The 20,375-nt window shown below is 63.3% G+C and carries 25 protein-coding genes; 11 read left to right on the forward strand and 14 right to left on the reverse strand.

Features of this window, described 5'->3' with window-relative positions:
- The first annotated feature begins 137 nt into the window (after positions 1–137).
- Both arfB and P9236_RS30220 read left to right on the forward strand, forming a co-directional pair.
- Positions 138–575 carry an alternative ribosome rescue aminoacyl-tRNA hydrolase ArfB gene (gene arfB / locus P9236_RS30215; protein WP_278078158.1) on the forward strand — a complete coding sequence of 146 codons (438 nt, stop codon included), beginning with the start codon at positions 138–140 and terminating at the stop codon, positions 573–575.
- Between the two features lie 97 nt (positions 576–672).
- Positions 673–1,287, forward strand: a complete 615-nt coding sequence (locus P9236_RS30220; protein ID WP_278078159.1) for an alpha-ketoglutarate-dependent dioxygenase AlkB — start codon at positions 673–675, stop codon at positions 1,285–1,287.
- Here the strand turns inward: P9236_RS30220 and P9236_RS30225 are convergent.
- Positions 1,253–2,500, reverse strand: a complete 1,248-nt coding sequence (locus P9236_RS30225) for a glycosyltransferase family 87 protein (protein ID WP_278078160.1) — start codon at positions 2,498–2,500, stop codon at positions 1,253–1,255. The two genes, P9236_RS30220 and P9236_RS30225, sit on opposite strands and share 35 nt — an antisense overlap.
- Here P9236_RS30225 and P9236_RS30230 point away from each other — a divergent pair.
- On the forward strand, positions 2,499–2,648 hold the full coding sequence (locus P9236_RS30230; RefSeq protein WP_278078161.1) for a hypothetical protein: 150 nt from the start codon (positions 2,499–2,501) through the stop codon (positions 2,646–2,648). The genes P9236_RS30225 and P9236_RS30230 overlap by 2 nt on opposite strands.
- A gap of 233 nt (positions 2,649–2,881) precedes the next feature.
- A complete protein-coding gene (locus P9236_RS30235; protein ID WP_278078162.1) occupies positions 2,882–4,030 on the forward strand; it encodes a phosphatase PAP2 family protein in 1,149 nt (382 codons plus the stop codon).
- 60 nt (positions 4,031–4,090) lie between these two features.
- Here P9236_RS30235 and coaA read toward each other — a convergent pair whose 3' ends face one another.
- The 9 genes from coaA to hisB all read right to left on the reverse strand — a co-directional run bounded on the left by coaA (position 4,091) and on the right by hisB (position 10,007).
- Positions 4,091–5,050, reverse strand: coding sequence for a type I pantothenate kinase (gene coaA / locus P9236_RS30240; protein ID WP_278078163.1), 960 nt, complete (start codon positions 5,048–5,050; stop codon positions 4,091–4,093).
- Positions 5,051–5,232: 182 nt separating this feature from the next.
- Positions 5,233–5,556, reverse strand: a complete 324-nt coding sequence (locus tag P9236_RS30245) for a phosphoribosyl-ATP diphosphatase (protein WP_278078164.1) — start codon at positions 5,554–5,556, stop codon at positions 5,233–5,235.
- Positions 5,557–5,609: 53 nt separating this feature from the next.
- Positions 5,610–6,404, reverse strand: coding sequence for an imidazole glycerol phosphate synthase subunit HisF (gene hisF, locus P9236_RS30250; RefSeq protein WP_278078165.1), 795 nt, complete (start codon positions 6,402–6,404; stop codon positions 5,610–5,612).
- On the reverse strand, positions 6,401–7,240 hold the full coding sequence (locus tag P9236_RS30255) for an arginase family protein (RefSeq protein WP_278078166.1): 840 nt from the start codon (positions 7,238–7,240) through the stop codon (positions 6,401–6,403). The genes hisF and P9236_RS30255 overlap by 4 nt, the downstream gene beginning before the upstream one ends.
- Entirely contained in the window at positions 7,240–7,983 is a 744-nt protein-coding gene (hisA, locus tag P9236_RS30260; RefSeq protein ID WP_278078167.1) for a 1-(5-phosphoribosyl)-5-[(5-phosphoribosylamino)methylideneamino]imidazole-4-carboxamide isomerase, read from the reverse strand. The genes P9236_RS30255 and hisA overlap by 1 nt, the downstream gene beginning before the upstream one ends.
- Before the next feature lie 2 nt (positions 7,984–7,985).
- Positions 7,986–8,276 (reverse strand): DUF1330 domain-containing protein, encoded by a 291-nt coding sequence (locus P9236_RS30265; protein ID WP_278078168.1) that lies wholly within the window; start codon positions 8,274–8,276, stop codon positions 7,986–7,988.
- A gap of 1 nt (position 8,277) precedes the next feature.
- Complete coding sequence (gene hisH, locus P9236_RS30270; protein WP_278078169.1) at positions 8,278–8,928, reverse strand: imidazole glycerol phosphate synthase subunit HisH; 651 nt, start codon at positions 8,926–8,928, stop codon at positions 8,278–8,280.
- A 1-nt stretch (position 8,929) separates the two neighbouring features.
- On the reverse strand, positions 8,930–9,403 hold the full coding sequence (locus tag P9236_RS30275) for a DUF2628 domain-containing protein (protein ID WP_278078170.1): 474 nt from the start codon (positions 9,401–9,403) through the stop codon (positions 8,930–8,932).
- A 4-nt stretch (positions 9,404–9,407) separates the two neighbouring features.
- Positions 9,408–10,007: an imidazoleglycerol-phosphate dehydratase HisB gene (hisB, locus tag P9236_RS30280; RefSeq protein ID WP_278078171.1), complete on the reverse strand. Its 600-nt coding sequence runs from the start codon at positions 10,005–10,007 to the stop codon at positions 9,408–9,410.
- Positions 10,008–10,224: 217 nt separating this feature from the next.
- Between hisB and hslV the strand changes: the two genes are divergently transcribed.
- From hslV to P9236_RS30305, 5 genes are all read left to right on the forward strand, one after another.
- Complete coding sequence (gene hslV, locus P9236_RS30285; protein WP_278078172.1) at positions 10,225–10,776, forward strand: ATP-dependent protease subunit HslV; 552 nt, start codon at positions 10,225–10,227, stop codon at positions 10,774–10,776.
- A 50-nt stretch (positions 10,777–10,826) separates the two neighbouring features.
- Positions 10,827–11,351, forward strand: coding sequence for a GNAT family N-acetyltransferase (locus P9236_RS30290; RefSeq protein WP_278078173.1), 525 nt, complete (start codon positions 10,827–10,829; stop codon positions 11,349–11,351).
- A 4-nt stretch (positions 11,352–11,355) separates the two neighbouring features.
- A complete protein-coding gene (locus P9236_RS30295) occupies positions 11,356–11,955 on the forward strand; it encodes a DUF2585 domain-containing protein (protein WP_278078174.1) in 600 nt (199 codons plus the stop codon).
- A 5-nt stretch (positions 11,956–11,960) separates the two neighbouring features.
- Positions 11,961–13,271 carry an ATP-dependent protease ATPase subunit HslU gene (gene hslU, locus P9236_RS30300; protein WP_278078175.1) on the forward strand — a complete coding sequence of 437 codons (1,311 nt, stop codon included), beginning with the start codon at positions 11,961–11,963 and terminating at the stop codon, positions 13,269–13,271.
- Positions 13,272–13,597: 326 nt separating this feature from the next.
- Positions 13,598–14,557, forward strand: a complete 960-nt coding sequence (locus tag P9236_RS30305; protein ID WP_278078176.1) for a DUF1402 family protein — start codon at positions 13,598–13,600, stop codon at positions 14,555–14,557.
- A gap of 21 nt (positions 14,558–14,578) precedes the next feature.
- Here P9236_RS30305 and P9236_RS30310 read toward each other — a convergent pair whose 3' ends face one another.
- Genes P9236_RS30310 through P9236_RS30325 form a run of 4 tightly spaced genes read right to left on the reverse strand, consistent with a single transcriptional unit; the run spans position 14,579 to position 18,125 of the window.
- Positions 14,579–15,388 (reverse strand): 3-methyl-2-oxobutanoate hydroxymethyltransferase, encoded by an 810-nt coding sequence (locus tag P9236_RS30310; RefSeq protein WP_278078177.1) that lies wholly within the window; start codon positions 15,386–15,388, stop codon positions 14,579–14,581.
- 34 nt (positions 15,389–15,422) lie between these two features.
- Positions 15,423–16,652 (reverse strand): FAD-dependent oxidoreductase, encoded by a 1,230-nt coding sequence (locus P9236_RS30315; protein WP_278078178.1) that lies wholly within the window; start codon positions 16,650–16,652, stop codon positions 15,423–15,425.
- Between the two features lie 5 nt (positions 16,653–16,657).
- Entirely contained in the window at positions 16,658–16,972 is a 315-nt protein-coding gene (locus P9236_RS30320; protein ID WP_278078179.1) for a MocE family 2Fe-2S type ferredoxin, read from the reverse strand.
- A gap of 46 nt (positions 16,973–17,018) precedes the next feature.
- Positions 17,019–18,125, reverse strand: a complete 1,107-nt coding sequence (locus tag P9236_RS30325) for a fatty acid desaturase family protein (protein WP_278078180.1) — start codon at positions 18,123–18,125, stop codon at positions 17,019–17,021.
- Between the two features lie 176 nt (positions 18,126–18,301).
- On the opposite strand from P9236_RS30325, the gene P9236_RS30330 reads away from it, so the two are divergent.
- Positions 18,302–19,333 (forward strand): LacI family DNA-binding transcriptional regulator, encoded by a 1,032-nt coding sequence (locus P9236_RS30330; protein ID WP_278078181.1) that lies wholly within the window; start codon positions 18,302–18,304, stop codon positions 19,331–19,333.
- 368 nt (positions 19,334–19,701) lie between these two features.
- A partial coding sequence (locus P9236_RS30335) for a substrate-binding domain-containing protein (protein WP_278078182.1) occupies positions 19,702–20,375 on the forward strand: 674 nt, incomplete at its 3' end.

Genomic DNA, 20,375 nt, shown 5'->3' on the forward strand with positions numbered 1-20,375 from the left:
TTCGGGGGCGGGTCGCTTCAACATGACCCAGTGAATCAAAAACCCCCGGCAAAAGCCAGGGGTTTGTCAGCAGTCTGCAGGGCCCGGCCGCAAGCCGGCCCTTTTCTTTTTGCCGCCGCCGCGCCATGACTGCGCGCATGAGTGCCGACGACAGGATCATCATCGCCAATGACGCGGTCATCCATCCGGGTGACCTGCATGAAGATTTCATCCGCTCTTCCGGTCCGGGCGGCCAGAACGTCAACAAGGTAGCGACCGCCGTGCAACTGCGCTTCGACGCGGCAAACGCTTCCGGGTTGTCCGAGCGTGTGCGGGAACGAGCCATCAAGCTTGCCGGCCAGCGCGCCACCAAGGATGGGGTCATAGTCATCGAGGCCGGACGCTTCCGCACCCAGGAACAGAACCGGGCCGATGCGCGGGCAAGGCTGACGGCCCTGGTCGCCAAGGCGGCCGAACCGCCGCCGCCGCCGCGCAAGAAGACGAAGCCCTCGAAGGGCGCCGTCGAGCGGCGCCTCAAGACCAAGGCCGGGCGCTCGACGGTAAAGAAGCTGCGCGGCCGAGTGGAGAACGACTGAGGCCCGAAACCCGCGACCCGATCGGCGTCCGCTTTCGGGTCGCGGAGCCGTTCCATCGGTGGCATGCTCGGGTGAAATTTGATCGGACCGAATCCCAATGCTCGTTCTGCCAAAGGGCGTTCGCCATATGCCGGGCTACCTGCCACGCGCGGCGCAGGAAACGCTGGTCGAGGGGATCAGGCGCGTCGTGCAGGCGGCGCCGCTTTACGTGCCGGCCATGCCGCGCACCGGCAAGGAGATGAGCGTGCGCATGACCAATTGCGGCACGCTCGGCTGGGTGACGGACCGCGACCGCGGCTACCGCTACCAGCCGACGCATCCGGTGACGGGGGAGCCGTGGCCGCCGATCCCCGAAGCCTTGCTTGAATTGTGGCGCGAGGTGTCGGCCTATCCGCATCCGCCGGAAGCCTGCCTCGTCAACTTCTATTCGGCGGACGCCAGGATGGGCCTGCACCAGGACCGCGACGAGCAGGATTTCGCGGCGCCCGTCGTCTCGGTGTCGCTCGGCGACGACTGCCTGTTCCGGGTCGGCCAGACCACGCGCGACAGCGGCACGAAGTCGTTCAGGCTGAAGAGCGGCGATGTCGTCGTGCTCGGCGGCGAGGGACGGCTCTGCTTCCACGGCGTCGACCGCATCTATCCGGCGACCTCAGCGCTGTTGAAAAATGGCGGCCGTATCAATCTGACGCTGCGGCGGGTGACGGTGCCGTAACCAGCTTGTCGCCGCCACCCAGCCGTCGCGAGATGGCGAATGACAGCCCAGTATCGCGCAGGGCAACCAGGAACACCGCCAGCACGATGGGCGGCGCCAGCGGAACTCTGAACGCGCCGACAAGCATCATGCCGACGGGAAGCAGCATGGCCAGGGCGAGCAAGGTGATCCGGGCCTTGTGCTCCGGCCACGTCGATTGGTTTCGTGTCGCCATCAGTCCGAGCGCGGCGGCGAAAAGGCCGAGATCATAGGTCAGTGCATAAGGCGTGATGATGAAGGTCCCGGTCAGCACAAGGATGTCACGATCGTGCGCGCTGGCGGTGCGGAAAAGCGCCGCGATCAGGATCACGGCAATTGGCGCCGCCACTACGACGTGCAAGGCCAGCGCAGGGCCAGGCCCGACGGTCCAGTTGCGCAGCGCGGCATAGACCGAAGGCATCATCGTCAAGAAGGTACCTTCAAGGTTCCGCATGACGAAAGTCTGGTAAGGCAACACTTCAGTGAAGTAGCCGCGCCAGGCGTCGACGCCGAAGATCGCGGCCGAAAGACCCACCAGCGAAATCGTGCTCACCACAGCGCTGGCAATGACAGTCCAGCGCCGTTCGGCCAGCAGCAGGAACGGAAACAGCAGGCCCAACTGCGGCTTGATTGTCAGCAGTCCAAGTAGGATGCCGGCAACCACCGGCCGCCGATCCCGAAGGGCAAGCGCGCCGAGCGCCAATGCCGTGCTGAGGTAGCCGTTCTGAGCAATCCAGAAATTGTGGGCGATGAACGGCCCGACCGCCACCCAGGCAATGAGGCTGCGCTCGCCGATGAAGGCGCGGTAGGCTATCGCGAACAACGCGCCGGTCACCGCCATGAAGATGAGCAGCGCCGCTTTGTAGCCGAAGAAGCCGAGTGGCCAGATCAAAAGCAGGAAGTGCGGCGGATAGCTCCAGTTGTGCCATGGGAATGCGTCGCCGAACGCGGCTCTGAGATGCGCGAAGTAGACCGGTTGCGGGCCGAACAGGTCTATGGTCTTGCCCTCGAACATCAAATTGGCCGCCGTCCAGTAATTGGCGAAGTCCTTGTCGGCAAAGCCAGGAGGAATGCCTGGTCCGAGAAGGGCAAAGACGGCGGAGTAGACATACAGGACGGCGGCGAAGATCGCCGCCGAAAGCACGATCAAGTACGGTGTAGGTAATGTTCCCGGCCGTTGCGTGAAACGATCCATGAAGCCGCGCCCATTGCTCACTGGTTTCTCGCAAGAACGTGTTAAAAAAGCAGAAAAACTGGGCCTCGAAGCTGAAGCGGCATCAAAACTTCAGCAGCCGTTTTTCGACCAGGCGCGCTTGGATGTTCTCGCGCAGGTTCTTCGTTGATGTTGCTCCACAGGCTCTCGGACGCTGCGGCGGGCGAGCTGACGGCAGTGACGGGGGCGTTCAGCCGATTGATGCGGCCGCGCCGCCTTCGCCGCGAGCTAACCGAATCTACAGATTTCTCCCATAAGAACCAAGCGATGTCAGGGCAGCCGCGCGGCGGCTAGCCTGGAATTGCATGGATAGCAAGGACTGGGGTGTCGAAAAGCCATTCCCAGCCAGAGCGAAATCGCTTGATGCATTCCGGTATCAGGGCTTGGGCAATGATCATAAGGCGATCAGTTTTCAATCGCCCATGGGCGATCATCGAGGCGGCGGCGCAGCTCGTCCGCAAGGATTCGGGCCTATACCTTATAATAGCCGCCTACACGTTGGCCGGGCTGGTCTTTCTTCATGCCGTCGGCGCGGACGACCGCAGCGCGTACTCGATCTATTTTGCAGACTGGATAAAGCTCAACTGTTTGACGTTTCCCATATTCGTCGTCATTTTTGACGCGATCCTCATTTTGCACCGTTTCAGCTCCCGGCGGCTTCTTGTCGTGAAGACGACGTTTTCCAACGGCCGGTTGGCGTATTTCCTGTCCGGGCTATGCCTTCTCGTGGCGCTGATGATCTTCCAGGGCACGTTCACGTCGGTAAAGAACGCCATGCCTGTCTGGCAGGGCGGTTTTCGGTTCGATGTCGTGCAAGCCAACATCGATGCCTTTCTGCATTTCGGGATTGATCCGTGGCGCTGGCTCTATGCGGTGGCCAAAAATGATTGGGTGCGCGCGGTGGTGGAGTGGAACTACAACGTCTTGTGGTTCCTGCTCAATTTCAGCGCCCTGTTCTTTGTCGCTACATCGCCCAAGGTGGCATCAATTCGGACGCGCTACGTGGTCTGCTTCATGGCTGTCTGGATCATTGTCGGAAGCGTGCTGGCCGCGCTGTTCCTATCGGCCGGTCCGGCATTTTACGGCCTCGTCACGGGAGACACCGCGCGGTTTGGCGAACAGCTGGCCTTCCTGACCAAGGGACTCGGATCGTTCTACTCCGCTGTTTCCTATCAAAATTACCTGTGGTCGTTGAACGAAGCCGGGCGGACGGGTTTTGGTTCTGGCATTTCGGCGTTTCCGAGCGTCCATGTCGGCCTGGTAACGCTTAACGCGCTGTTCCTGCGCGAGTACAATCGCTACCTCGGGGCGCTGGCTTTCCTCTATGTGGCCTTTGTCGCGGCCAGTTCTGTCTATCTGGCTTGGCACTATGCGATCGACGGCTATGTTGCCGCCGCCGTGACGTTCCTGATCTATGTCGTGGCTCGCAAGCTGGTCCCGGCGGATAGCCGGTCGCTGGCGATGCGCACGCAGATCGCCGCTCGTCCCGAGGCGGTTCTCGCGATTTCGTGAGCCCAAGGCGGCGCAATCTTCCTGGAATTGCCCTAACCGATCAACGCCTCGGCATGACGGTCAGAGCTTCCGCAGCGCCACTTCCTCGACCAGGTGGTTGGCGCCCTTGCGCAGGATGAGGTCGGCCCGTGCCCGGGTCGGCAGGATGTTCTCGCGCAGGTTCTTGAGGTTGATGTTGGTCCATAGGCCCTCGGCGATCGCGCGTGCGGCATCCTCCGAGAGCTGCGAATAGCGGTGGAAGAAAGAGTCCGGATTGCGGAAGGCGGTCTCGCGCAGGCGCATGAAACGCTGGATGTACCACTGGTGGATCAGCTTCTCGTCCGCATCGATATAGATGGCGAAGTCGAAGAAGTCCGACAGGAACGGCACGATCTTGCCGTCCTTCGGCAGCTTGCCCGGCTGCAAGACGTTGATGCCTTCGAAGATCAATATGTCCGGCCTGTCGATGGTGATGAACTCGCCGGGGATGACGTCGTAGGTCAGATGCGAATAGACCGGCGCGCTGACGCTGCTTTGCGCCGACTTGATGCCGGAGAGGAATCGCAGAAGCGCGCCGACGTCATAGCTTTCGGGAAAGCCCTTGCGCTCCATCAGATTGTTGCGACGCAGGATCTCGTTGGGCAGAAGGAAGCCGTCGGTAGTGATGAGGTCGACCTTCGGGCTCGACGGCCAGCGCGCCAGCAATTCCTTCAAAACGCGGGCCGTGGTCGATTTGCCGACGGCGACGGAGCCGGCGATGCCGATGATGAAGGGCGTCTTGACCACGTCCTGTGCATTGAAAAAAGCCTGTCGCTGCCGGAACAGAAGCTGACTCGCCTCGACATGGGCGGAAAGCAGCCGCGACAGCGAAAGATAGATGCGCTTGACCTCTTCGAGGTCGACCGGATCGTTGAGCGAACGCAGCCGGTCGATCTCGTCCTCGGTGAGCGTGAGCGGCGTGTCGGCGCGAAATTGCGACCATTGCTCGGCCGAGAAGAAGCGATAGGGGGAATATTTCTCGGTAGGAACAAGCTGGTCCATCGAGTCTCCTGCCCTCCTAAAGCGTTTCAGCGTTTCACGGAAACGCCGAACCGCTCTATCTCTTTGTTTTTACGCAATTCCGGACGGAAAACCGTTGCACACTTTTCCTGGAATAGCTCTAGAGCACGATGCCGAAAAGTGCGAAGCGGTTTTCGGCATCGTGCTCTATCCGTCTCTTTCGATCAGTCCCGGGGCCGGGACGTCTTTTCGGCGATGCCCGAGCGGCCGGTGCGGCTCTCGAGCTCCTTCAGCACGTCGTCCAGTGGAATGCCGGCGATTCCGAGGACGACAAGCCAATGATATATAAGATCGGCGCTTTCCGAAACGAGCGCCTGCCGGTCGCCGCGAATGGCCGCGATCACGGCTTCGATCGCCTCCTCGCCGAGCTTCTGCGCCGCCTTGTCCATGCCCTTGGCGAACAGCTTCGCCGTCCATGAGTCCGGATCGCCGGAATGGGCCCGCTGATCGATGATCGTTTCCAGCTCGGCGAGTGAAAATTGAGCCATGGCAGTCATCTATCTGCTTGTTTAAGCATGATCTTTTCCGAATGGATCATGCTTTAAGCCCTATGGATAGCCGAGTCCAGCCGCATCGGCAGGCCGGCCCTCGCCATATGCGCCTTGGCCTCGGCGATGGTGTAGGTGCCGAAATGGAAGATCGAGGCGGCAAGCACGGCGCCGGCATGGCCGTCGCGGATGCCTTCGACCATATGGTCGAGCGTGCCGACGCCGCCCGAAGCGATGACCGGCACGCGCACCGCGTCGGCGATGGCACGGGTGAGCGCGATGTCGTAGCCGGCCTTGGTGCCGTCGCGGTCCATCGAGGTCAGCAGGATTTCGCCGGCGCCGCGATCGACCATCTTTCCGGCGAATTCGACGGCGTCGATGCCGGTCTTCTCGCGCCCGCCATGGGTGAAGATCTCCCAGCGGTCGGCCTCGCCGGCCGCCGACACTTTCTTGGCGTCGATAGCCACCACGATGCACTGGTTGCCGAACTTGTCGGCGGCTTCCGCGACGAAGTCCGGATTCTTCACCGCCGCCGTGTTGATCGACACCTTGTCTGCGCCGGCCAGCAGCAGCTTTCGGATGTCGGCCACCTGGCGCACGCCGCCGCCGACGGTGAGCGGCATGAAACACTGCTCGGCCGTGCGGGCGACGACGTCGAAGATCGTCTCGCGATTGTCGGACGACGCGGTAATGTCGAGAAAGCAGAGCTCGTCGGCGCCCGCCGCGTCATAGGCCTTGGCGGCCTCGACCGGATCGCCGGCATCGACCAGGTCGACGAAATTGACGCCTTTGACGACACGGCCGTTCTTGACGTCGAGGCATGGGATGACACGGGCCTTCAGCATCACGCCCCCTCCATTGTCGACAGCAGGTCGACCACCAGCTCGCCGACCAGCGGCGGCACCTCGCCCTTGGCGTCGAAGGCCGGATCGTAAGCCGAGATGGTGAGCCCGATGATGGTCAGCGGGCCGGCGAGGCCGCACATCGCCGTGCGCACCTGTTCCGGCGCCGGGCCGCCGGGCGTGGTGTAGCGGTTGGCCTGCAGCTTCTCGGGGTTATGAACGTCGAGATCGATATGCATGTGGACTTGGTTTGCGCCATCGGCTTTCAGCCTTTGCGCCGCGGTCGCCCAGTCCGGGCACTCGGTCCGGATGATGGGCAGCCTTTCCAACAGTTCCTTCTCCGCCGGGTCGATGTCGCGCGCGTTGACCAGGACGCAGCGGGATGGATCGATCGCCTTGAAGCCGGGGATTTGCGCTGCCATCGGCCGCCAGCACAGGCCAAGCACCGTCGCCAGCGCCATGCCGTCGAGAAAGCCGGAGGTCGAGGTTTCGGGCGTGTTGAGGTCGCCATGCTGGTCGGCCCAGATGATGGCGTCCGCGCCTTCGCCGGCCACCGCGCCCGCGCTGGTCAGGCAATTGCCGGCCAGAACGATCGGGAACCGCCCCTTGTCCAGCGCGATGCGAACCTCGCCCGAAACGGCGTTGCAGACGGCAAATCCCGTTGCGATCTCACGCTCCTGCTCGTCCTCGCTCACCTTGCCGATGTCGTGCACGGCGACATCGTGGCCGGCGAGCTTCAGCGCCTCGGCCAGCCCCCCTGCGATCAGCGCGTCGGGACCCTGGCCGCAGCCGCCGTGAAAGTGGCCGCTGTCGTAGGATGCCAGGATTATCGAGATGTCCACTATTCTGCCTCCGCCCGTTCGCCACGCAGGATCGCCAGTGCCTCCGCCGGGTCGACGCGCCCGTCATAGAGCGCCCGGCCCGAGATCGCGCCTTCGAGCCTCTTCGCATCGGGCATGGTCATGCGCACGATGTCGGCGATCGAGGCCAATCCGCCGGAGGCGATCACCGGGATCGAAACCGCTTCGGCGAGGTCGATGGTGGCGTCCCAGTTGATGCCGGAGAGCACGCCGTCACGGTCGATGTCCGTGTAGATGATGGCGGCGACACCCGCGCCTTCGAATTTCTGTGCCAGCTCGACGACGCCGAGCTCCGAGGCTTCGGCCCAGCCCGCGACGGCCACCTTGCCGCCCTTGGCGTCGATGCCGACCGCTATCTTGCCGGGAAAGGCCTTGCACGCCTCTTTCACCAGTTGGGGCTCGCGCACGGCCACGGTGCCCAGGATGACCCGCGCCAGGCCGCGATCCAGCCAGTCCTCGATCTGCGCCAGCGTGCGGATGCCGCCGCCGAGCTGCACCGGGTTTTTCGTCGCCTTGAGTATGGCGCCGACGGCCGCGGAATTGACGCTTTGGCCCTTGAAGGCGCCGTTGAGGTCGACGACGTGCAGCCACTCGAAGCCCTGGTCCTCGAAAGCCCTGGCCTGGGCCGCCGGATCATCGTTGTAGATCGTGGCGGTCGCCATGTCGCCGTGCTTCAGGCGCACGCATTTGCCGTCCTTGAGGTCTATTGCCGGAAACAGGATCACGGTCAGGCGCCCTCGACGATGACGAAATGGCCGGTCGACGCCGCCAGCCGGAATTTCAAGGCTTCCCGGTACTCCGGCGACTCATAGCAGGCGAGCGCCGTTTCGTAGGACGAAAACTCCACGACCACATGGCGGTTCCCCGTCGGCCCCTCCGGATTTGTGTAACGTCCGGCCCGGACCGGGAACTTGGCGCCGTATTTGGCGAAGGCTTTCGCGTTGGCCTCGATGTAGTTCTTGTAAGCGCCCGGGTCGCGGACGTCGATCATGGCGATCCAATAGCCCTTCTTGCTCATGCTACGGTCTCCACCTCAGGAAATTGGCGATCAGCGCCAGGCCGAGCGCCTGGCTCTTTTCGGGATGGAACTGCGTGCCGGCCAGATTGTCGCGGGCAACGGCCGCCGTCACCGGGCCGCCATAGTCGGCGGTCGCCAGCACCTCGCCGGGGTTCTTCGCATCCAGATGGTAGGAATGGACGAAATAGGCATGCAGCCCTTTCGGGCCGGTCTCGATGCCTGAAAACAGCGGATGCTTGCGTTGAAGCTCGATCGTGTTCCAGCCGATCTGCGGGATCTTCAGCGCCGGATCCTGCGGCGTGATTTCCTTGACGTCGCCGGAAATCCAGCCGAAGCCCCTGGTGATCGTCTTCTCGAGACCGCGTTCCGACATCAACTGCATGCCGACGCAGATGCCGAGGAACGGCCGCCCTTTGCGAAGGGCCGCCTCTTCCACAGCTTCCCACATGCCGGCGACGGTATGCAGGCCGGCGGCGCAGTCGGCATAGGCGCCGACGCCCGGCAAAACGATGCGGTCGGCCGTGCGGACCCGTTCGGCGTCAGCCGTCAGGTCGATTGTGGCGGCGATGCCCGCCTCCTGCGCGGCCCGCTCGAAGGCTTTGGTGGCCGAGCGCAGATTGCCCGAGCCGTAGTCGATGATCGCTACCCGCATGTCAGGGCCTTCCCGGGGTGTGGGTCAGTCCAAGCGCCATGCCCGTCTGCGCGGGGCGCGCCAGGCTCGTATCGGGAACGATGCGCGGCATGGGCTCCGGCTCGTCGCCGCCTTCACCGGTTTCCAGAGCGTGACGGATCTCGGCGTCACCGAGGTTGCCGGCCTCGACCACGCCCCATTCGCGCCAGCCGCGGCGGCGCAGCGCCGAGACGCGCAGGCCCTGGCCTTCGAGCCCGACATAAAGCGAAACCAGCAGCGAAAGGGCCGATCCGGCCCCTTCCAGCCTCAGTCTTTCGCCGAGCAGCGACAGGATCACCATGACGGCGAAGGTGAGCAGGGCCTCCATCCACAGCCGGTGCCAGGCGAGCCAGACCGGCGAGAACAGGAAACCGAGCCAGGTGAAACCGTCGCGCACGAAAGTCGTGTCAGCCGCTCCACTGCCCGATGGCGGTTCCATCACGACATAGCTGGCCATAGGGCTATCCTTTCAGGGATCCCTTGGTGGACGGCACCGCATCCGGCTGGCGCGGGTCGGGCTCGAGCGCCGCGCGCAGCGCCCTGGCCACCGCCTTGAAGCAAGTTTCGGCGATATGATGGTTGTTGGCGCCGTAATGATTGGTCACATGCAGCGTGATGCCGGCATTCTGTGCCAGCGCCTGGAAGAACTCGCGCACCAGCTCGGTGTCGAACGTGCCGATCTTCGGCGACGAGAAAGCGACGTTCCAGACTAGGAACGGCCGGCCGGACACGTCGATCGCCGCTCGGGTCAGCGTCTCGTCCATGGCCAGGTCGATCGAGGCATAGCGCATGATGCCGCGCCGCTCGCCCAGCGCCTTGCTCAGCGCCTGGCCGATCGCGATGCCGGTGTCCTCGACCGTGTGGTGGTCGTCGATGTGCAGGTCGCCCTTGGCCTTGACAGTCATGTCGATCAGCGAATGGCGCGACAGCTGGTCGAGCATATGGTCGAAGAAGCCGACGCCCGTCGAAATGTCGGATTTGCCCTTGCCGTCGACATGGACCGATACCGAAATCTCGGTTTCCTTGGTCTTGCGGCTGATTTCTGCGGAACGGGGCGGCATAACTTTAAGTCCTTGCGGTCCTTGTCCCGTGACACGGGCTTGAAAACGAGAGCCTTCTATCAGCATGATCCGGCGATTGCCAGTTGCCATTCCAGACGGTATCGGCCTTGCCGAGGGCGGTTTGCAATCACTCGCCCCATGCATACATATGGCAATCAAAAGTCACTCGTACCGCGCCAATCGCCTCTAGAAGGGATAGCGCGAATCGGAGCCGGAAATGTCGAATGAACTGACCATGCACGCCACGACCATCATCAGCGTGCGCAAGGGCAACAAGGTTGTGATCGCCGGCGACGGCCAGGTCAGCCTTGGCCAGACCATCATGAAGGGCAACGCCCGCAAGGTGCGCCGCATCGGCAAGGGCGGCAGCGTCATTGCCGGTTTTGCCGGCGCCACCGCCGATGCCTTCACCCTGCTGGAACGGCTCGAAGCCAAGCTCGAACAATATCCGGACCAGCTGACGCGCGCCTGCGTCGAGCTCGCCAAGGACTGGCGCACCGACCGTTATCTGCGCAGGCTGGAAGCGATGATGCTGGTTGCCGACAAGTCGGTCTCGCTGGCGCTGACCGGCACCGGCGACGTGCTCGAGCCCGAACATGGCGTCATGGCCATCGGCTCCGGCGGCAATTACGCGCTGGCCGCGGCCCGCGCACTGATGGACACCGACAAGGACGCCGAGGAGATCGCCCGCAGGGCGATGCAGATCGCGGCCGACATCTGCGTCTACACCAACAGCAACTTCGTCGTCGAAACGCTCGATGCCGCCTGAAGCGGCGGGCCATGATCCCAAAAAGTGGGAACCGGTTTTTGGAAAAGATCATGGTCGAACGAGAAGATAGCTACGATTTTCGTCCGGTCACCGAAAAGGACCTGCCGATGATCGCCGGCTGGCTGGCCAAGCCGCATCTCGCCGAATGGTGGGGCGATCCGGCAAAGGAGATCGCCGAAATCCGCGAACATATCGATTCGGTTTCGGTGGAGCCGCTGATCGTCGAGCTGGACGGCAAGCCGATCGCCTACCTGCAGAGCTACGATCCGCATCTCGAGGACGACCATCCTTATGCCGACCAGCCGTTCGGCACACTGGGCATCGATCTGTCGATCGGCCCGGCGGAACTGGTCGGCATCGGCCATGGCTCGGCGATTGTCCGCCAGTTCGTCGAGGAACTGTTCGAGGAAGGCGCGCCGCGCGTCGTCATCGATCCGCATCCGGACAATGGCCGCGCCATCCGCGCCTACGAGAAGGCCGGCTTCAGGCCGATCGGCCGCAGGCATTCGGAATATGGCGACGTCGTGCTGATGGCCGTCGACGCGGCCGAAGCCGACACGCAAGAGGGGGACTGACCAGATGACCGCATCCGGAGAGGACAAAACGCTGTCGGCCTATGAAGACAGCTGGCGCATGGGGCTGCTGCTCGTGCTCGCCTTGGTCATCTTCCAGGCCGGCGTCCTCTACGGCATGGGCCACCCGCCGATCTGCACCTGCGGCTACGTCAAGCTCTGGCACGGCGTGGTGAACAGTTCGGAGAATTCCCAGCACATCGCCGACTGGTACACCTTCTCGCACGTCATCCACGGCTTCCTGTTCTATGCGCTGGCATGGGCGCTGTTTCCGCGCTCGCCGGTCGGACTGAGGCTGGCTTTCGCCGTCCTCATCGAGGGCGGATGGGAAGTCCTGGAAAACAGCCCCTTCATCATCGATCGCTATCGCGCCGGCACTATCTCTCTCAACTATTACGGCGACTCAATCATCAACTCGGTGTCCGATACGCTGTTCATGGTGCTGGGATTTGTGATGGCGCGAAAGCTCCCTATATGGGTGATCGTGGTCCTGGCGCTCGTTTTCGAGTTCGGCACGGGCTACATCATCCGGGACAATCTGACGCTCAACGTGATCATGCTGCTGCATCCGTTCGAGTCCATCAAGCAGTGGCAAAGTGGAATTTGAGTATTATGAGCACCTTCTCCCCTCGCGAAATCGTTTCGGAACTCGACCGCTTCATCATCGGCCAGAAGGACGCCAAGCGCGCCGTGGCGATCGCCTTGCGCAACCGCTGGCGCCGCCAGCAGCTGGAAGGCCAGATGCGCGAAGAGGTGATGCCGAAGAACATCCTGATGATCGGCCCGACCGGCGTCGGCAAGACCGAAATCTCGCGCCGCCTGGCGCGGCTCGCCAGCGCGCCTTTCGTCAAGGTCGAGGCCACCAAGTTCACCGAGGTCGGCTATGTCGGCCGCGACGTCGAGCAGATCGTGCGCGATCTCGTCGAGGTCGCCATCGGCCTGACGCGCGAGAAGATGCGCGAGGACGTCAAGGCGCGCGCCCACATCAACGCCGAAGAGCGGGTGCTCGAAGCGCTGGTCGGCAGGACCGCAAGCCCGGCAACGCGCGACAGCTTCCGCAAGAGGCTGCGCGATGGCGAGCTCGACGACAAGGAGATCGAGATCGAGGTGGCCGACACAGGCACCGGCGGCATGCCGGGCTTCGAGATCCCCGGCATGCCCGGCGCCAATATCGGCGTGCTCAACATCAACGACATGCTGTCGAAGGCGATGGGCGGCCGCAGGACCAAGACCCGCAAGACGACGGTGAAGGAATCCTACGCGCTTCTGATCAACGACGAGTCCGACAAGCTGCTCGACCAGGACGAGGTGGTGCGCCGGGCGCTGGAATCGGCCGAGAACGACGGCATCGTGTTCCTGGACGAGATCGACAAGATCGCGGCCCGAAGCGACATTTCGGGCGGCCCCTCGCGCGAAGGCGTCCAGCGCGACCTGCTGCCGCTGGTTGAAGGCACCACCGTCGCGACCAAATACGGGCCGATCAAGACGGACCATATTCTGTTCATCGCCTCGGGCGCCTTCCATGTCTCCAAGCCCTCGGACCTTTTGCCGGAGCTGCAGGGCCGCTTGCCGATCCGCGTCGAATTGCGTGCGTTGGAGAAAGAGGACTTCGTCCGCATCCTCACCGAGACGGAAGCCAGTCTCATCAAGCAGTATATCGCGCTGATGAAGACCGAAGGCGTCGAGTTGACGTTCACCGACGACGCCATCGATTCGCTCGCCGGCATTGCCGTCGAGCTCAACGCCAATGTCGAGAACATCGGCGCCAGACGCCTGCAGACGGTGATGGAGCGGGTGCTGGACGAGATTTCCTACGACGCGCCGGATCGCCACGGCACGGCGGTCACCATCGATGCCGACTATGTGCAGAAGCATGTCGGCGACCTGTCGCGGAACACCGATCTGTCGCGGTTCATCCTCTAGAGCGATTCACCGTTTCACGGAAACGCCGAACCGCTCTAACTCTTTGTTTTTACGCAATTCCAGGCGGAAAACCGCTCACACTTTTCCTGGAATTGCGCTACTGACAAGCTTGGCGATGTGTGGCCAGATAGTACCATCTGGCCACCTTTCGTTCCGGCGGAAGCTTGCCTCGTCTCGACTCTCCCCGCCGCTTTACCTAGGTTGCCGCCGATTCCGAAAGCAATTTCAGGAAAAGTGCGCAGCGGTTTTCCATCCGAAATTGCATAAAAACAAATAGTTGGAGTGGGCCGGCGGCAGCTGGGCCTGCTCCAGGGCGGCGGCGGCGCATGAAGAAACGCGTACTTCTCTTCCTCGGCCTGGCGTTGGCGGCGGCGGTGGCAACGGCCAACGCTGCGATCATGGTGCCGCCGGGCAATCGCAACAGCGTGCAGCCCGACATCCCCGGCGCTTCCAGCCGGCGTACCCAGGCCACCAACACCACCTTTCAGGCCAAGTACCGCAAGGTCTACGCGCTGTTGCAGAACGACGCCGAGCTGCGCGGCAAGATCAAGAAGGCGGCCGCCGCCTATGGCATCGATCCGATGCACATTGTCGGCGCCATCGTCGGCGAGCACACCTACAATGTCGACGCCTACGACCGGCTGCAGACCTATTACGTCAAGGCGATGTCATATCTGTCGAGCAAGCTCACCTTTGCCTATGACGGCGAGGACGTCGGCGATTTCGTCCAGCGGCCGGAATTCAAGAAATGCGCCGGCATGGACGACAGCTACGATCTTTGGGAATGCCGCGAGCAGGTGTGGAACCATTCCTTCCGCGGCAAGACCGTCGGCGGTGAAAGCTTCCCCAACGACCGCTTCGGCGCAACTTTCTTCCAGCCTTACTATGCCGGCCAGACCTTCGGCCTCGGCCAGCTCAACCCGCTGACGGCGCTGCAGATGAGCGACCTCGTGCACAAGGTTTCCGGCTTGCCCAAGCTCGATGTCGAGGATCCCAACTCGGTCTATAAGACCATCATGGATCCGGATCTGACCCTGCCTTACGTCGCCGCTACGATCAGGAAGTCGATCGACGCCTATCGCAGCATCGCCGGCTTCGACATCTCGCACAATCCGGGCCTCACCGCCACGCTCTACAATGTCGGCAATCCCGAGCAGCGCGCCTATGCGCTGAAGGAGGAGAACGAGAAGCGCCGCACTGCCGGCGAGCCTGAAAAGCTGCCCGAGGAGAACTATTACGGCTGGCTGGTCAACGACAAGCTGGACGAGCTGAAGTCGCTATTCTAACGGCGGCTTGAGTCAGGGCGCTCAGTAACCCTCCGAGGCGAGATAGGCCTCGAATTTTCGCATTTCCTCGGCGTCCGCCTCCACGATGTGGCGCGGCCCCGGATAGGCGCCGGACTGGATATCGTCCGCGTATTCGCGGAACGCGGCGATGCGCTCGCCCTGGAGGCGCTCGAACTCCGCCGCGAAGTCGCGGTAGCGTTTGGCGTGGCGCGGATAGTGGCCGCGATTGCTGCCGAGCACGTCTTCCGAGAACAGATATTGCGCGTCGCAGCCGGCGCCCGCACCCATGGAAATCATGATCAGCGGCGTGCGGCGTGATATCGCGCTGGCGACGCTCGCCGGCACCACCTCGATCTCGGCGGCGAAGGCGCCGGCCGCTTCGAGATCCTTGACCTGCTTCCAGACGAAGGCGGCGCTTTCGGCTGTCTTGCCGACCGCCTTGAAGCCGCCCGTCCAGGTCGCATGCGCCGGGATCAGGCCGACATGGCCGCAGACCGGGATGTGCTCGTCGCGCAACCGGCGGATAGTCTGCAGGCTGGCCGAGCAGTACATGGCGTCGGCGCTCGCGGCGCGCAGCTTCACCGCCATGCGCAGGATCTCGTTCGTGGTGGCGCCCAGCTTGATGCGTTCGTCGCCGGGAATGGCGAAGCAGGTCGGCGCCGCGTCGCGAAAACGCGGGTCGAACATAAGATCATAGGGGACCGAGATGAGGTCGATGCCGGCGCGCTCCGCGGCCTCGGCCTCCTCCAGCGAGAAGACGCGCAGCTTCGAAAGCTGCCGCTTGCCCTTCAGCGCCCGCAGATCGGCGACGGTTGGTCTGTTGCGTGCCATCTTTTGTCCCCTCACCTTTGACTGATAGCGCGGCTCAGGCCGCCAGCAGCGACTTCAGCTTGACCGCTTGCGAGCCAAGCGCCTCGGGCGACGGCGAGGCCTGCTTGGCGATCAGCATCTCCGCCAGGCGGATGTCGCGCGCCACCGCATTGCCGGGGCCGATGCCGCTCGCGGCGACCAGCCGTCCGTCTTCGGCAAGGTGGAAGAGAATGAAGGCGCCGTCGTCGAGGTCGCGCCGCACGATCGAGCGGCCTTCGTCGGAAAGCCCGGCGATCTGCAGCGTCAGCCCGCACTGATCAGACCAGAACCACGGCACGGCGGCATGGGCCTCATTGGCGCCCAGCATGTTCTTCGCGGCGAGAGCGCCCTGCTCCTGCGCGTTGCGCCAGGCTTCCAGGCGCACGCGCCGGCCGCCATAGATGGCCAGCGGGAACGAGCAGCAGTCGCCGGCGGCAAAGATGTGGGGATCATCGGTGCGCAACGTTCCATCGACCGCCATGCCGTTGTCGGTCGCCAGCCCCGCTTCGGCGGCGAGCGCCGTCACCGGCACGGCGCCGATGCCGATGACGGCGAGATCGGCGACGACTTCCTGCTCATCGGCAAGCATGATGCGAACCTCGGCGCCGTCATCGGCGATCGCCGTGATGCCTTGTCCGGTTAGCACCTTCACGCCTTCGGCTTCATGCGCCTTGTGGATGATCTCGGCGATCTCGGCCGGCACGCCGCGCCTCAGGATGCGCGGCTGCGCTTCCAGCACAGTGACAGTGGCGCCGAGCTTGCGCGCCGAAGCGGCAAGCTCGAGGCCGATGAAGCCGCCGCCGATGATGGCGACACGGTTCCCCGCGCTGAGATGGGCGCGGATGGCGAGCGCGTCGTTGAAGGTCCTGAGATAGACGCAGCGCAGCCCAAGGCCCGGCATCGGCAGCTTGCGCGGCACGGACCCGGTCGCGAGCAGCAGCTTGTCATAGGCAAGGGAAGAGCCGTCGGACAGGCGCACGACATGCGCGGCGCGGTCGATTGCCACGGCGCGGACGGAATGGATGTAGCGGATCGAGCGTTCGGCCAAAAGCTCGTCGCTGGCGATCGCCTTGATCAGCGGCGCCGCGCTGGTCATCGCCTCCTTCGACAGCGGCGGCCGCTCATAAGGCAGATGCGGTTCGTCGCCGACCAGAGTCACCGGCCCTTCATAACCGAGATCGCGCAGGGTAAGTGCGGCGCGCCCGCCGCACTCGCCGGCGCCGATGATGACCATTCCTCCCGCCATCGCCGTCACCCGACCTGAATGAGGACTTTGCCGGCGTCGACCTTGGCCGGATAGGTCTTGAGGTTGATGCAGACCGGCGCGCCGCGGGCATCGCCGGTCTTGTAGTTGAAGCGGCCATTGTGCTTAGGGCATTCGATGATGTCGTCCATCACCAGCCCGTCGGCCAGATGCACCTTCTCATGCGAGCACAGGCCGTCGGTCGCGAAATATTCGTCGTCCGGGCTGCGATAGATGGCGTAGGTGCGGCCGGCGTGATCGAATCGCATCACGTCTTCTTCGTCGATGTCTCCGGCCGTGCAGGCCTCGACCCAGTCGCTCATGTCGTCCTCCAGCAAAGATTTGATAGCCGGCTTGCGTCAGGACCGATCACTCGGCCGCGGCCGTTGCCGGATTGTCGTTGTGCAGCTCTTCCCGATAGGGCTTTGCCGTCGCCGGCAGCTCGCGCTTGATGAAATAATCCTCGTTGCGCAGCTGGCGCAGGAAGGCGGGGATCATCTCGCGGTAACCAGCGAGGATCGACGGCGTCGGCGCCGGCAGGTCGTGCTTGATCAGCTCGTGTAGCTTCGGCAGCGCATGGTAGGGCACCATCGGGAACATGTGGTGCTCCACATGGTAGTTCATGTTCCAGTAGATGAACCGGCTGATCGGGTTCATGTAGACGGTGCGGCTGTTCAAGCGGTGGTCGACGACATTCTCGGCAAGGCCGCCATGCTGCAGCAGCCCGGTCATCACATGGTGCCAGGCGCCATAAAGGCGGGGCAGGCCGACGAGCATCAGCGGCAGCCATGAATGCAGATAGAGCGCCAGCGCGATGGTCGCGATGTAGATGGCGAGCCAGATGCGGGCGGCGCGGACGGCCTTCGGCTGCTCCTGTTCCGGAATGAAGGTCTTTTCCGCGGCGCTGATGACGCCGGCGGCGTTGCGCACCATGTCGGTCATCGCGTGCCAGGCGTCGAGGATGCCAAAGAAGTTCAGGACAAGGCGCAGAAGGTCCGGCGGCCGCATGACGGCGATCTCGGGGTCGCGGCCGACGATGATGGTGTCGGTATGGTGGCGCGTATGGCTCCAGCGCCATGTCACCGGATTGCGCATGATCATGAAGCAGGCGATCTGGTAGACGGCATCGTTCATCCACTGCGTGCGGAAGGCCGTGCCGTGGCCGCATTCGTGCCAGCGGGAATCAGTCGAGGAACCGTAGAGCGTGCCATAGACGAAGAAGAACGGCACGCACCACCAGCTGCCCCAGAACCAGGCGCCGCCGGCGCCACTTAGGATCAGCGCGCCGAGCCAGATGACGGCGTCGCGGATCGCCGGCTGGTCGGAGCGCTGCATCAGCTCCTTCATCTGCTTGCGCGGGATCTCGGTGTGGTACCACTCGGCCGCCGAAAGCCCGTTCTCGACCGCCAGCCTGGCATCGCGGCCGGTCAGGCTGTAGTCGCGTCCGGACGCTGCCGGAGACGTGATTGCCGTCATTGCGGGTTCCTCCTTCAGCACTTGGCGAATGGCCCTCGGCGGTGCCGCGGCTCGCCCATGGCTGGCTTCGACCTCACCATAGTACCAAGCCATGATAGTCTCAACGTCACAAAGATAGATTCTATCATTTCCTATCAGGATGAGCTATCGTGAGTCGAACTGGCGATGGAGCATTCATGGCAAGGCGGCCGACAATCACCGATCTCGCGCGCGTTTCCGGCTTCAGCGTCGCCACCGTCGACAGGGTGCTGAACAACCGCCTGCCGGTGCGCGAGGAAACGGCGCGCCGTGTCTACGAGGCGGCGACCGATATCGGCTATCACGCCGCCGGTCTGATCAAGCAGCGCATGCGCCAGGAATTGCCGGAATACCGTCTCGGTTTCCTGCTGCTGCGGGGCAACGATGTCTTCTATAGCGATTTCGCGCGGGAACTGGAAACGGCGGTTTCGCAATCGCAACGCTTTCGCGGTACCGCGACGATCGACTTCGCAGCATCGCTGGCGCCCGACGAGATAGCCGCCCAGATGCGCAGGCTGGCGGCGAAATCGAGAGCCATCGCCGTCGTCGGCCCGGACCATCCGACACTGACGGCGGTGGTGGAGGCGCTGAAGGCGAGGGGACAGCCGGTCTTCTCGCTGCTGTCCGACTTTGCCGCCGGCATCCGCGAGGGCTATGTCGGGCTCGACAACCGCAAGGTCGGCCGCACCGCGGCCTGGATGATCGCCAAGGCGGCGAAGAAACCCGGCAAGGTCGCGCTTTTCGTCGGCAGCCACCGCTTCCATGGCCATGAATTGCGCGAGATCGGCTTCCGCTCCTACTTTCGCGAACATGCGCCGGACTTCACTGTGATGGAGACGCTGGTCAATCTGGAAGCCAACCAGGTGACGCATGACGCGATGCTCGATCTTTTGGCCCGGCAGCCGGACCTTGCCGGCTGCTATGTCGCCGGCGGCGGCATGGAAGGCGCGGTGGCGGCGCTGCGGGCGGCAAGGCCGGCAAACATGCCGGTGGTCATCTGCAACGAGATCAACGCCTTCTCGCGCGCGGCGCTTGCCGACAACATCCTCACCATGGTGATCTCGACGCCGCTGGCAGCGCTGTGCCGCGAGCTTGTGGCGCTCATGGCGCACGCCATCGAGAGCGGTGCCGCCAACGCGCCCGGCCAGACCTTCCTGCCCTTCGACATCTATCTGCCGGAAAACATCTGAACGGAGTTTTCTCCCGGATGATGTGATCCATCAGGCTGATAAAATTTCGTCACGGCCGCAACCCGCGCCAATCCGGGTCAAGACCGGCATTCTTCCGGCCGGGCACCCGTCCTCGTGCCGGCCGGAAGTGAAAATCCGGCATGTCCGTTCCGAATTTCCCTTGACGGCTCCAGGCGAAATGGAATAAATATTTCACTAACTAGGCATTTTGGTTCTTTCGTTCCGGAACATCTGTTTCAAACAGAGGACCAGGCGTTCCACTGTGTGAGGAAAACGCCGCCGGAAAGGGCCATAGGGAGAGATTCCCCGGAGAGGTCGGGGATTCCGGTTCAATGGGTGCAGCCGGACACCAAGTGGAGGAGAATAAAATGAAGAAACTGCTTTTGGGCGTCGCGCTTTCGGCGCTGATGTGTTCATCCGCCTTCGCCGCCAAGATCGGCGTTTCGATGGCTCTTTTCGACGACAACTTCCTGACCGTGCTGCGCAACGGCATGATCGCGCAGGCCAAGGGCATGAGCGGTGTCGAGCTGCAGGTCGAGGACGCGCAGAACGACGTGGCCAAGCAGCTCGACCAGATCAAGAATTTCGCTGCGTCGGGCGTCGACGCCATCATCGTCAATCCCGTCGACACCTCGGCCACCCAGGCGATGTCGGACGCCGCCGCCGCGGCCAAGATCCCGCTGGTCTATGTCAACCGCGAGCCGGTCAATGTCGACAAACTGCCCGACAACCAGGCTTTCGTCGCTTCGAACGAGGCCGAGTCCGGCACGCTCGAGACCAAGGAAGCCTGCCGCCTGCTCAAGGAAGCCGGCAAGAAGGAGGCCAATGTCTATGTGATCATGGGCGAGCTCTCCAACCAGGCCGCCGTGCAGCGCACCAAGGACATCGAGGAAGTGATCGCCACGCCCGACTGCAGCTTCATCAAGATCATCGACAAGCAGACCTCGAACTGGAAGCGCGACGAAGCGCAGAACCTGATGACCAACTGGCTGTCGTCCGGCAAGGCCTTCGACGGCGTCATCGCCAACAACGACGAAAGCGC

The sequence above is a fragment of the Mesorhizobium sp. WSM4884 genome (genome assembly GCF_029625675.1).
In the GTDB taxonomy this organism is placed as follows: domain Bacteria; phylum Pseudomonadota; class Alphaproteobacteria; order Rhizobiales; family Rhizobiaceae; genus Mesorhizobium.